Origin of the sequence: Paracidovorax citrulli, from assembly GCF_900100305.1 — a bacterium.
Taxonomy (GTDB): Bacteria; Pseudomonadota; Gammaproteobacteria; order Burkholderiales; family Burkholderiaceae_C; genus Paracidovorax; species Paracidovorax citrulli.
The window spans coordinates 1-12,384 of the sequence record NZ_FNEY01000056.1; the positions used below are offsets into that span (position 1 = coordinate 1).

General features: G+C 67.1%; 10 protein-coding genes and 2 pseudogenes. 2 read left to right on the top strand and 10 right to left on the bottom strand.

The genetic code is table 11. From position 1 onward, the window contains the following. A pseudogene (locus BLR99_RS21870) lies at positions 1–291 on the top strand (integrase core domain-containing protein); the annotation flags it as partial. Here BLR99_RS21870 and BLR99_RS21875 read toward each other — a convergent pair. The 8 genes and pseudogenes from BLR99_RS21875 to BLR99_RS21905 form a co-directional block, all read right to left on the bottom strand. After that, positions 221–562 (bottom strand): RHS repeat domain-containing protein, encoded by a 342-nt coding sequence (locus BLR99_RS21875; protein WP_074687512.1) that lies wholly within the window; start codon positions 560–562, stop codon positions 221–223. The pseudogene BLR99_RS21870 and the gene BLR99_RS21875 sit on opposite strands and share 71 nt — an antisense overlap. 46 nt (positions 563–608) lie before the next feature. Then, the gene (locus BLR99_RS21880) at positions 609–1,031 is read right to left on the bottom strand and encodes an SMI1/KNR4 family protein (RefSeq protein ID WP_170838073.1); all 423 of its coding nucleotides are present in this window, start codon (positions 1,029–1,031) and stop codon (positions 609–611) included. A gap of 10 nt (positions 1,032–1,041) precedes the next feature. Then, positions 1,042–1,473: an HNH endonuclease gene (locus tag BLR99_RS23935; protein ID WP_434802317.1), complete on the bottom strand. Its 432-nt coding sequence runs from the start codon at positions 1,471–1,473 to the stop codon at positions 1,042–1,044. Then, positions 1,462–1,863 (bottom strand): annotated as a pseudogene (locus BLR99_RS23970) (RHS repeat-associated core domain-containing protein); the annotation flags it as partial. The pseudogene BLR99_RS23970 and the gene BLR99_RS23935, both read right to left, overlap by 12 nt. Before the next feature lie 313 nt (positions 1,864–2,176). After that, positions 2,177–2,815, bottom strand: coding sequence for an SMI1/KNR4 family protein (locus BLR99_RS21890; RefSeq protein WP_074687514.1), 639 nt, complete (start codon positions 2,813–2,815; stop codon positions 2,177–2,179). Beyond that, a complete protein-coding gene (locus tag BLR99_RS23720; RefSeq protein WP_074687515.1) occupies positions 2,815–7,533 on the bottom strand; it encodes a DUF6531 domain-containing protein in 4,719 nt (1,572 codons plus the stop codon). The genes BLR99_RS21890 and BLR99_RS23720 overlap by 1 nt, the downstream gene beginning before the upstream one ends. Before the next feature lie 8 nt (positions 7,534–7,541). After that, positions 7,542–8,663: a 3-oxoacyl-ACP synthase gene (locus BLR99_RS21900; protein ID WP_074687516.1), complete on the bottom strand. Its 1,122-nt coding sequence runs from the start codon at positions 8,661–8,663 to the stop codon at positions 7,542–7,544. Continuing rightward, a complete protein-coding gene (locus tag BLR99_RS21905; protein WP_061855828.1) occupies positions 8,660–9,952 on the bottom strand; it encodes a hypothetical protein in 1,293 nt (430 codons plus the stop codon). Before BLR99_RS21905 ends, BLR99_RS21900 begins: the two co-directional genes overlap by 4 nt. A 71-nt stretch (positions 9,953–10,023) precedes the next feature. On the opposite strand from BLR99_RS21905, the gene BLR99_RS21910 reads away from it, so the two are divergent. After that, complete coding sequence (locus BLR99_RS21910; protein WP_048857531.1) at positions 10,024–11,016, top strand: DUF2169 family type VI secretion system accessory protein; 993 nt, start codon at positions 10,024–10,026, stop codon at positions 11,014–11,016. A 7-nt stretch (positions 11,017–11,023) separates the two neighbouring features. Here the strand turns inward: BLR99_RS21910 and BLR99_RS21915 are convergent, their stop codons facing one another. Beyond that, a complete protein-coding gene (locus BLR99_RS21915; RefSeq protein WP_017439745.1) occupies positions 11,024–11,473 on the bottom strand; it encodes a hypothetical protein in 450 nt (149 codons plus the stop codon). A gap of 29 nt (positions 11,474–11,502) precedes the next feature. After that, the coding region (locus tag BLR99_RS21920) for a bacteriophage T4 gp5 trimerization domain-containing protein (RefSeq protein WP_434803217.1) at positions 11,503–12,384 on the bottom strand (882 nt) is incomplete at its 5' end.

Below are 12,384 nucleotides of genomic sequence, written 5' to 3' on the forward strand. Positions count from 1 at the left end.
CTGGACCAGGCACGCCAGTGGGCCAGCGGCTTCGTGCATTGGTACAACTGCGAGCACCGCCACAGCGCGATCGGCTACGTCACGCCGACGCAGCGCCATGCCGGGCAGGACCAGGCCATCCTGCAGGCTCGCCATCACCTTTACACCCAGGCCCGACAGCGCAACCCCGCGCGCTGGTCGGGCAGCACCCGCAACTGGGCGCCGGTCCAATCGGTCACGCTCAACCCTGAGCGCGACGGCATCTCCAATGCCGCGGCGACCGCATCGAATACGCAGCCTCGGGCTGCTTGATCAACGCGACAACTACCTTGACATGCTCCGCCAGGATGCGGCCCAGCGGGTCGTAGCGGTAGTGGCTGTCGCCGCGCAGGCCGTCGCGCGTGGCGATCAGGTGGCCCGTGGGGTCGTAGCGGTACTGCCGCGCGATGCGGTCGCCCGAAGGCAGCTGCGGCAATGCGGGCAGGCCCTGGTCGCGGTCGCGCAGTGCCTGTGGCGACGGCAAGCCCGGCTGGCCCTGCAGCGCCTGCCGCCGGCCCACCTTGTGCGCCACCAGCCGGCCCATAGGATCCCAGCCGTAGCCGCTGCGTCAAAGTCATATTATTTGGCTACTAATCTCTCAATAATTTTAAAAAATCATTGAAATTCTTTGATAGGACCTTAATATTCTCGTAATAAGGCTGTTGATCTTCGTCCTCAGCCTCCATTTCATGGTCCCAGAAAAAAATAGCCCCTCGATCCTTTCCTTTCAACGAAAGAAGCAACAAGTTCCCCCCGCTGTCAGACCCTATTGGCAACATTTCCTCCGGAACCCTTCCTTTGTACAATTTTATCTTGTAAGGAAGGTTATCAGTGGAATTCTTCGACAAAAGCGGAAAGAAATAATTCAGCGAAGTACTCCCTTGCTCAGGAACATCGAAATCTTTCCCCCCTTTCCATTGGCCATTACCATCCAAAAGAAAAGACCTGTAATCACCGGGAATTTTCAGTCCTAAAAATCCTTCTAAAACTCCAATTGCAGATTCATCCAGCACAATTTCTCCTTTATGGACAATTTTTAGAAAAACCACCAGTGTGCTTTACTGCCTCATGTATATCCTCAGGAATTAACTGCATCTTTCCAGAGTCTTGATAATGATTCCATGTATACCTCTTCCCGTCTATGGTGGGAGAAGAGCTTCCATATGGATTACCCTTTCCGAAGGCTTCAGCATTAGCCCTCGAAAAATCAGTCCCCCGAGATGAGCCAGGCTCTATCTGAACAGTCGTAAGCGCGTAACGCGAAAAATCAGGAAACCCCTGCATATTAAAAGGAACTCCATGAGGATATTTACCCCTTATTTCCTTAGGCAAATGTTCAGCCGGAAAAACCTTACCAGCATAGCACTTATTAATTACGCTACGGCCGTTAACTTGCGCAGGCTTTGTTCTGGTTGAATGAGTCTCATACGTTCCTCTGGGAAGCTTTTTAGCCATTCCCAGCGGATCAATCCACATGGAGGAATTCGGACCAAATTCATAGAAATTTATTCCGCCAAGTATTCCAATAGGATCCTGATGTACAAACCGCCCTGTCACTGGATCGTAGTACCGATGCCGGTTGTAGTGCAGCCCCGTCTCGCCATCGAAGTACTGTCCCTGGAATCGGAGGGGTTGTTCGACGAAGGAGAGTGACTGGATGTGGCCCTGGGCGGCAAGCGCCAGAGGCCGCTCCGCCTGGGTGAACACCGTCGCGTCGTCCGTACCCGTGCGCATCACCTGCAGCGCCTGCATCTGCCCCCACACCCGGTAGCTCGCCGCCCACACGATGCGGCCCTGCTCGTCCGTCAACTCCTGTGGCGCACCGATCTGGTCGCATTGGTAGTAGTAGGCAGCAAAGTCCTTGGGGCGCACCTGTTCCTGTGCCTGTGGCCCGGCATCTGCCCTCGCCTGCTCCCTCTCTTTCTCTGCGGCCTCGACCTTCCACTCCGACTCCAGCTTCGCCAGCGGCGCGAAGCTGTCCGGCTCATAGAGGTATTCCGACAGCCTGCTGCCGCGCAGTTCACCCGCCAGCAGGTCCCCGTCGTAGAGGAAGGCCGTGCGCCTGAACGCGTCGCGCTTGTCGATGCGCCGACCCAGCGCGTCGTAGCGGTAGTGAGTGACCTACTCCGCGGCCAAATGACTAAACCATTAAATCTAACTAATCTATTTTTATATTGATTTTTGAACCATCCGGCATATCCTTGATTTGTAATGCAATAGAAGCTCTGTACTTCATAGCCTTAACAGAGTCCAAGGCATAAAGATTTTCCACCTCATACTCACCGCCTGTGACAAAAGGAATTTTCGGCAGCAATCTACTTCCCTGAGGAATTGGACCATGAACTTCTTGCCATTCATGTGCCAAAGAATGACCGGTATAAAAATCATAGTCACCCATAATCTCTGACGCCCAATCGTTCAATGAATCTGCAATCTCCTCCGTCTCCCCTGTCTCAGGGTCGAAGGTGGAAATTTTTTCATCCTTTATAAAAAATTGATTTCCAAAAACATCTTCGGCAAAAAAATACCCTAACGGATCCAAATCCTTGTAGTCACTCCGCCACAGATCACTGGAGTTCCAACGCTCAATGGAAAGGTCCTTGCAAGCCTCATCTGCACTGAAAAAATGTAGAGCACCTTCAAATCCATAACCACCGTTCATTTTCAACAACATGTAGTGCAGTTCTTCACCTATAGAACCTGCACAATTGCGAAATACTTGAACATCAGCCTTCAGCGCGGAGCCAGACGCAGGAGCGCATAAACTCAAGAGCTTATCGATTTCTTTCTTTGACATTACTTGACCTTTATCTTTACCTTTGTTCCATTGGGATATGGAGCACATTGATGCCCCATACAAGAGCCAGCCCCTCTATTATCACAGGAATCAATCAATTTGACATCTGCACCTTTGCCGCCTTCTTTGAACATAGCGGGAGGATACTCATCCCTATCTTTCGTAGGTTTTGTTTTAACTCCCTTAAGGGATGCCCGACGACGGGCTTTAGACCCCGGACGATCAATTGTTAGTTCATCGGGATGCCCTGCAGCGATTGCTTCTTTCACATGTTGAGCCGTCTCAGGATACTTTGAGCTGTCGATAACAATGCACGGCAATTGACAACCGCAACGCTTACGCTTTTTATTGAGCCCCGCCGGATCCACCCATTCCAACGGATTGGGTGCATATTCATAAAAATTCTCACTACCTTCCAGCCCAATTGGATCCTGGTGCACGAATCGCCCCGTCACCGGATCGTAGTACCGAAACCGGTTGTAGTGCAGCCCCGTCTCGCCATCAAAATACTGCCCCTGGAACCGCAGCGGCTGCTCCACGAAGCTCAGCGCCTGCACATCCCCCTTCGCCGCCAGCGCCAAAGCCCGCTCCGCCTGGGTGAACACCGCCGCGTCGTCCGTACCCGTGCGCATCACCTGCAGCGCCTGCGTCTGCCCCCACACCTGGTAGCTCGCCGCCCACACGATACGGCCCTGCTCATCAGTCAGCTCCTGCGGCGCGCCGATCTGGTCGCATTGGTAGTAGTAGGCCGCGAAGTCCTTGGGTCGTGCCCCCTCTTTCTCTGCGGCCTCGCCCTTCCATTCCGACTCCAGCTTCGCCAGCGGCACGAAGCTGTCCGGCTCGTAGAGGTATTCCGACAGCCTGCTGCCGCGCAGCTCGCCCGCCAGCAGGTCCCCGTCGTAGAGGAAGGCTGTGCGCCCGAACGCGTCCCGCTTCTCGATGCGCCGGCCCAGGGCGTCGTAGCGGTAGTGGGTGACCTGCTCCGTGGTCGCAGGCTCCGCTTGCCCTTGCGCTTCGGCGGGGCGGTCGCGGTAGCGCACGACGCGCGCCTCCACGATCTGGTGCTCCGGGCTGTAGCGGTAGTGCTGCACCGTGTGCCAGCCGATGCGCCGCTCGATGGTGTTGCCGTGCAGGTCGTAGGTGAAGCGCAGGTCCTGGTATACCGCCAGGCGGTTGTAGGGCACCACGTCCCGCTGGCCCACGCCGCCGCTGGACTGCGCGCCGCCCCGGTTGGGGTTGAGCAGGTTGCCGGCCGGGTCGAAGGCGAAGGCTTCGCGCTCGATGGACTGTTGTGACTGTGGTTTGCCGTCGCCGCGCTGCACCGCCAGGATGCGGCCCAGCGGGTCGTAGCGGTAGTGGCTCTCGCCCCGCAGGCCGTCGCGCGTGGCGAGGTTGCCCGTGGGGTCGTAGCGGTACTGCCGCGCGATGCGGTCGCCCGAAGGCAAATTCGGCATCGCAGGGAGGCCCTGGTCGCGGTCGCGCAGCGCCTGTGGCGACGGCATGCCCGGCTGGCCCTGCAGCGCCTGCCGCCGGCCCACCTTGTGCGCCACCAGCCGGCCCATCGGGTCCCAGCCGTAGCGGCTTTCCAGTGCGCCCTGGGTACGCTCGATCTCCTGGTGCAGGGCATCGCGCTCGATGTCCGAGAGCACGTGCCCGTCCACCCGGATCTGGTGCAGGTGGCCCGAGCCGTAGTAGAGCCATTGCACGTGCCGGCCGCCGGGCATGCGGCTGTCCGTGCGGTTGCCCAGCGCGTCGTAGGCATGGCGCCAGGCATAGCGGCCCAGGGTGCCCGCCCCTTCCGGCGCCAGATGCTCCTGCACCTCTTCGGTCAGGCGCGAGAGCGGGTCGTAGGCGAAGTGCACGCGGGCATCGGCATTGCCGGCGTGCAGCATGCGGCCCAGCAGGTCGTAGGCGAAGGTGGTGACTCCGCCGCTGCCGGCCGCCTCTTCCCTGCCCTCCGGGCCGAGGTGCGCCTTGGCGACGAGGCGGCCCACCGCGTCGCGGCGGAACACAGTGCGCTTCGGTAACGGCGCCGCGGGATCGGGGTCGTACGGCGTGTCCGGGGGCAGCCGCGCGTCGCGCTCGTGCAGCTCGGCCAGTTCGCCCGCGGCGTTGTAGCGGTAGCGCTGGATGCGGCCGTCGAAGCCGATTTCCTCGATGAGGTTGTCCGCCGCGTCGTAAGTGAAGCGGGTGATGTCGCCGTTTTCGTTCTGCAGCGCCACGAGGCGGCCCACGGCGTCGTGCTGGTAGCGCAGCGTGCCGCCGAGCGCGTCCTGGCGCAGCACGGGCTGGTCCAGCCCGTTGTAGGCGTAGCGCGTGGCGGCGCCCTGCGGGTCGGTGTAGGCGGTCAGGTTGCCCTGCGCATCGAAGTCGTAGCGGTGCTCCGAGCCGTCGGGCCCCACCACGTGGCGCAGGCGGCCCAGGGCGTCGTGGCGGTACCGGGTGGTCTGGCCCAGGGCGTCGGTGGAGGTCAGCAGGTTGCCGAGCGTGTCCCAGGTGTAGCGCGTGGTCTGGCCGGAGCAGTCGGTGTAGGCGACGAGCTGGCCGGCGTCGTCCCACAGCAGGCGGCGGGTCTTGCCGTGCGCGTCCTCGATGGCCACGGGCAGGCCGCGCGCGTCGTAGCGCCAGCGCGTGGCATGGCCCAGCGGATCGACGCGCTCGGCGAGGTTGCCGCGTTCGTCGTAGTGCTGGCGCCAGACATGGCCCAGCGCATCGGTGATCTCCACCGGCAGGTCGAGGTGGCCGTAGGCGAGGCGCGTGGTGGCGCCGGCTGCGTCGGTCACGGCCAGCAGGTTGCCGCGCGCATCGAAGCGCCAGCGCGTGGTCCGGCCCAGCGCGTCGCGGGCTTCCTCGGGGTTGCCGGCGGCGTCCAGGCGCGTCTCGGTGCGCACGGGGCGGCCGTCGGGGCCGGGTTCGGTGATGGCGACGACTTCGTGCGCCGCGTTGTATTCGTAGCTGCTGCGCCGGCCCAGCGCGTCGGTCACGTGGGTGGTGCGCCGGCCCGGGTCGTAGTCGAAGCGCGTGTCCAGCAGGCCCGGCGTGTCCGTCCAGGTGCGCACGACCCGGCCGCCCGCATCGTGGCGGCTCCATTGCTGGTGGTGCGTGAAGCCGTTGCGGGTGGCATAGGCCACCATCAGGTGGTGGCGGTAGCGGTAGCGCGCGGTGCCGCCCAGGGCATCGGCGGCCTCGGCCAGGTTGGCGCGCAGGTCGCCAGCCTCGTTGCCCTCGGTGCCGTAGGCGTAGCGCGCGAGCACGCCGCCCGCGTGCTGCACGCCATCCAGCGTGCGCGGCTCCAGGTGGATGGCCTGCAGCAGCCGGTCCGGCGTGCCCTCTTCGCCACTCCATTCGAAGCGCAATTGCCGGCCGGCACTGTCCGTCAGGCCCAGGGGCCGCGGCGCGCAGCCGTCGGCGCCGGTGGCGTCGTACGCGGGGTAATGCAGCGTGACGGCGTTGCCGTTGCGGTCGGCCATGCGCGCCAGCGGCAGGCGCCACTGGCCGGGCACGGGGGCCGGGAACTCATGGCGCAGGCCGTCGGTGGATTCGATGCTCCAGCCGCCGCCCTCGTGGTGCCGCACGGTGATCTTCTCGCGCGCATCGAAGTGGCTGGCGCCGCGCGGCAGCACGGGCAGCCGCACGAGGCGGCCACGCGCGTCGTAGTAGTGCACGGCGTCGTAGGCCAGCGTGAGCTCGATGGACAGCGGCGTGCTCCAGCCCCAGCCGAGCCAGCCCGGGCGCCGGTCGCTGGAGCGGTAGAAGCGGCGCCATGCGAGCGGCAGCGGCCCGGGCAGCTCGAAGTCGGTGTCGGCGAGGATCTTGGCGCCGGTGGCGAAGATGACGGGGTGGCAGGTGCCGAGCTCGCAGGACGGCTGCGGCATGTGGCCTGGCCGCGCGTCGTCCATGATGGTGCCCGGGGCGTTGGGGTTGACCTGGTTGTCGCCCCGGTTCGCCACGGGCTTGGGTTTGCCCTTGGCCCGCTTGACGATCTTGCCCAGCACGAAGCCGATGGTGACCGAGGCGACGCCGTTGGCGATGACGTCGGCGATCTGGTCGATCTTCTCGTCGGTGAGCGGCGGGGTCAGCAGTTCCTGCACTTCCTTGGCCAGTTCCGCCACCTGGACGGCGGATTCGGCCATGGCCGCGCCGCCCACCACGAGGTTCACCCCCGGGATGAGCTTGCCCACCAGCTTGAGCGCAGGACCGATGAGCACGCTCGGGTCCGTGAGGCTCTCGCCCAGGGCCGCGAGCTGGTCGCCGAAAGCGCCGGGCAGCTTCTCGATGACCTTCCGGGCGAGCTTGTCGTAGGGGCCGGGCAGCGCCTTCATGGCCAGCCGCATGGCCCAGCCGGGCTGGATCACCAGCGCATTGCTCTTGGTGGTGTCGAACGAGCGCACGCTGCCGCGGCTCTCGAACTTGGTGTCACTGCTGTAGCTGGTGGGCTCGGCGGCGCCGCCCACCACGGTGGACCTGACGCCCGCGATGCCGCCCAGGCGGTCGGGCGTGGCGGGGATGGATTCGAAGCGGCTGCCGGCGATGGCCACGGGCTGGCGGTCGATCTTCAGGGTGGCGGTGCCGTTCTTGAGGCCCGGCCCGTGCGCCATGTTCATGATCGGCACGGGCGGCCCGTTGGGCTTGGGGAACACGGGGTTCACCGGGCCCGGGATCATCGCCGGGCTGCGGCCTTCGTGGATCACTCTGCGGTCGTTGACGAACGTGGCCATGTCTCTGCTCAGGAAGGAATCGGGAGGGCTCCGCGGCCGGCGCCCGCCGCCGGGCGCGCCGGCTGCGCATGGTCCCAGGTGGCGACCCAGGCGGCGGTGCGCGTGGACAGGCCGGTGACGGTCTGCAGGCCCGCATGGCCCGCGAGGCGCGCGGGCATGACGGGGTGGGACAGCGCCTGGCGCATTTCATGGAAGAGCGAGAGCATGAGGGGCACCCACGCGGCGCCGACCTCGCCCAGGAAGGCGGCCGGATCGCGCGCGGGGGCAAGCCCCCCGTCGGCGGCGAAGGCCGCCGACAGGCTGGCCCGCTCGGCCCCGCGCCAGGGGGAGCCGTCCATGTCCGACCAGTAGGAGTGCAGCGCATCGGCGGGCATGTGCGCGGTCTGCAGCGCGGCGCGGGCAGACTGGATCAGCGCGCGGCCGTCCAGCAGCGATGCCTCGCCCACGCGGGGGGCGGCTTCCTCGCCGAAGGCCGGCGGATAGACGGTGGCGAATTCGCCGGCCGCGGGCATGCGGGTCAGGCGCACGAAGGCGGCGGCCTCGGAGGCGACGAAGCCTTCGCAATGGCCGGCCACCTGCACCCAGCGGCGCTGGTAGAGCGCCTCCACCACGGCCGGGTCGGCGAGGCTGTCCACGCCGCCCACGAGCACTTCGGGCACGTCGGGGTGCGCCTGCATGAACCGGTAGGCGCCGGACAGCGCATCGGCGCCGCCCACCGCGCCGCCCGCATACAGGATCAGGGGCAGGAATTCGGGGGCGAGGTCCAGGGCGCGCGGCAGTTCCAGCGCGAAGCGGTCGGTGTCGATGCCGCCGGGCAGTTCCGCCCAGGGCTCGGGCAGTGCCACGAACAGCGGGATCGGCCGCCGCAGGGGCCAGCCCGTGGCGGGCGCCGGCCCGGAGCGCAGGGCCTCGTGCAGCGCCGGGGCGGCCAGGCGCACGAGGCGCTCCGTGCCGGTGCAGGCCGGGTCGATGCCTGGCACGCGCGAGACCGTGGCGCGGTGGTCGGCCTGGCCGGCGATGGCCTGCCGGGTGAAGGCGGACAGGCCCGCGGCGAGGCTGGAAGCGGTCTGCCAGGCGCGGGTACCGATGGGGGAGCAGGCGCCGGTGGCGGCGATGGAAAGAGGCGTCATGGCTGGGGCTGCGCGGCGCCGAAGGCCGCCCGTTCCAGGACCGAGGCCGTGGCCGCTGCCAGGCCCTGCACGGGCATCAGGTCGTCGGCTTCGATCCAGAGCGCGCCCGCAAGGCGCGATGCATGTTCGAGATGGAGCAGGTGGCGCAGGGGCGCGCCCACCAAGGCGGTGGAATCTTCCAGCGTGACCTGGCCGCGGGCGCGGCCCAGGCGCAGCGCCGGCCCTTCCAGCGGCAGCGCGGCCAGTACCGCATCGGCGGCGGAGGCCCGGTCCGGCGCGGGCAGCGCGAGGTCGAAGAGCCCGTCGGCCGGCGTGCCCGTGAGCAGGGCCACGGCATCGGCCAGCGCGCGGCAGGCCTCCTCGTCGTCCCACGGCGCGTGGGCGGCGAGATGGCGCAGCAGCGGCACGTCGCCGACCAGGGAAGCGGCCTGGCACTGGAGGGCCCAGGGCATGTCCGGATGGCGCCCCTCCCGCAGGGCGACCGCGAGTTCGTAGCCCTCGCGCGCGGCCAGCAGCGCCAGCGCCGCGGGCGACCCGGGGGTGCGCGCCAGCACGGCGCGCGCGGCCGGTGTCTCGTGCGCGCTGCCCATGAGCGCCAGCGCCGCCAGCGCGGCTTCGGCGTCGTCGCCGTGCTCCACGGCGGCCAGGGCCCGGGCCTCGTCGCCGCGGCCGGTGCAGCGCCACGCGCAGAGCACGGCCATGCCGCCGGGCAGGGACGCGGCCCAGGGCGCGACCGCTTCCGCGAAGGCATCCGACACGGCGGGCCGGGCGATCGCCAGCCGCAGCAGCAGGCGGCCGAGCGGGGAGCGCTCCGCCCCCTGCTGCCCGGCCAGCAGCGCCACCCGGGGAGCGAGGTAGTCGCCCACCGTGCCATCGAAGGCGAAGCGCAGGGCGTCGCAGACCGCGCCCGGCTGGGCCTGCAGGTATTCGCCGCCCAGGTGCGCCAGTTCGGCGCCCGCGCGGCCGAGCTGCAGCTGCAGCACCTCCAGGCAGGCGAGCGCGAAGATGCGCGACGCCTCGTGCAGGGTTTCGTCCCCCGCGGCGGCGATGGCCTCCCGGCAGGCGGGCAGCACCTCGGGGGCGTGCGCCAGGTGCTGCTTCAGCCCGGCCAGCGCCTGAACGATGGCATCGTCGAACACGGCGATGGCCGGCGGCCGGGCGGCGGAACGCGGCAGCAGGTGGCTGCGGCGCCAGTACTGGGTGACCAGCGACCGCGCCATGCGCGCGGGCGGATCGGTCCACACCGGCAGGTCGGTGGCCCGGGGCACGGGCAGTTCGATGACGTTCATGCGAAAAGGCGCGCCGCAGGCCGCGGCGCGCGTGGGATCAAAGACAATGCCGGGCAGGAGGATCCCACCCGATGCTGGACAACCTGACGCCCTTCGCCGCGGAGCTGCTGCCGGGCCACCGGCCGGACGGCAGCGCGTGCCGGACGCTGGTCATCAAGGCCACGCTGGATTTCGCCGGCCGGCCCGTCGCCCAGGGCGGCGCATTGCCCATCTACCGCGGCGACGCGTTTTTCGCGGAGGACGGGCTGCAGGGCACCGTGCGGCACGAGGCCGACCTCGCCCCCTTCAAGCCGCGGGTGGACGTGGTGTTCAACGGCTTCGCCTACGCGCCCGGAGGCCGTCCGGCGGACCGCTTCGACGCGGGCCTGTCCATCGGCGCGGAAACCCGCACGGTGCGCGTCCACGGGCGGCGCGTGTGGCGCCGGCGCATGGGGCTGTTCCCCGTGGCGGAGGCCTGCGAGCCGGCGCTGCGCATGCCGCTGGTGTACGGCCTCGCCTTCGGCGGACAGGACGCGGAAGACCCGATGGCCTTCCATGCCGGCAATCCGTCGGGCACCGGCTTCAGCGCCGGGGTGCCGCGGGACGGCGCGCCGCTGCACCAGATCGAGTGGGCGGATGCACCCGTGCGCCTGCCCTCCGGCAATGACCCGCCCGCGGGCTTCGGCTGCATCGGACGCACGTGGCTCCCCCGCCGCGCCCTGTGGGGCAGCTATGCCCCGCAGGAGCTGCAGCAGGCGCCCGGCCTCGTGGCGCGCATGCCGGCCACCTTCGATCCGGCGGCCTGGAACTGCGCGCACCCGCGCATGCAGTTCGCGCCGGGACAGGTCCGGCCGGGCACGCGCATCCGCTGGAAGCACCTGTGCGCCCATGGCGAGGGGGAAACCGCCGTGCCGGACCTGCAGCCGGCCGTGTCCTGGGCAGTGCGGGGCGAGCGCGGCACCGTCCGCCCCGCGTTCGACACCCTCGTGCTGGAGCCCGAGCACGGCCACATGGTGGTGGTCTGGCGCCACACGTTCGACAGGGAAGCCGCCCGGTACCTGGAAAGCCTGCAGGTGCATCTCTGACGGGCGCTCAGTTGATGCGGACCTCGGCCGCATCGATGTCCACGAGGTCGCGCGCGTCGTGCTCGATCTTCAGGGCCACGAGGCGCGCGAGACCCTGGCCCGTCAGGCGCAGGGACGCCTCGCCGCACGACAGCACCACGGCGTCCTGCGACTGCAGGCGGATGGCCCGCTGGTTCCACGGCACGGTGGGCGAGGGGGCCAGCACCGCGGTGATGACGGCCTCGCCGCCGGAGCGCACCGCCAGCAGCACCTCGTCGCCGGGAACGAGTTCCGGCAGGAGCACGCCCACGGAGGCGCTGGGGGCCATGTCCGCCCCCGCTCCGGGGTACTCCACGGCATAGCGGTCCGGGGCCAGCGCCCCTGTGACACGGCCGGTGCGCATCACCGGCGCCGCACCCGCATCGGCACGTGGCGCGGCGTCGTCCGCCGGGATGGAAACAGCCTGCGCTTGTGCCATCGGAACCCTCCTCTCCTGTTTTTCCCGCTTCACGCAGGATTGACGTGGCTGTCCGGCGACGAGACCGTCACCTTGGAGCTGCCCGCGATGGAAATCGTCTGCCCGTTGATCTGCACCGTGCCGTCGCTGGTCATGCGCAGCACGGCCTTGCCGCACTGGATCTCGATCGCGTCGCCGACCTTGACGGACATTTCCTTGCCCACGCTCAGGGTGCGCACTTCGCCCACGGTGGTGGCCGAGTTCTTGCCCACGTTCTCCGTGTAGTTGTCGGACGTCTCGTCCGTGCGATCCGCGCCGACCTTCGTGGTCTGGCTCTGTCCCACGGTGACGGACCGGTTCATGAGCACGTTGGTGGACTGGTTGAGCCCCACGTTCACCACCATCGCCGCGCCCACGTTCACGTTGTAGGCCGCGCCGATGTTCACCATCTTGGCCAGGCCCACGTTCTGCAGGTAGGCCAGGCCGATGGTTTCGGTCTTGAAGCTGCCGACCTTGATCGACCAGTTGTTGCCGATCCTGTCCTTCTCGTTGCGGCCGATGGTCTTCGTGCGGTTCTTGCCGATGGAAACCGTCTCGTCGATGCCGACATCTTCGTTCCGGTTGTCGCCGATCGAGATCGTCTCGTCATGGTCCACCCGCTCCGTGCGGTTGTTGTGCACCGTGATCTTCTCGTCGCGGTCCACAGTTTCTGTCCGGTCGCGATGCACGATGGTGGTCTCGTCCCGGTCGATCGTTTTTCGCCGGTCATTTCCCACCCACTTATCCTCATCGTTCTCGACTTCGGTGAGCTGGTCCTTCTGCGCATGCAGCCACACCTGCTCCGCGCCCTTCTTGTCCTCGAAGCGGATCGCGTTGGCATCGCCCGCGCCGTTCTTCATCCCGTCGCCGAACGCCCCGCCCTTGCTGGACTT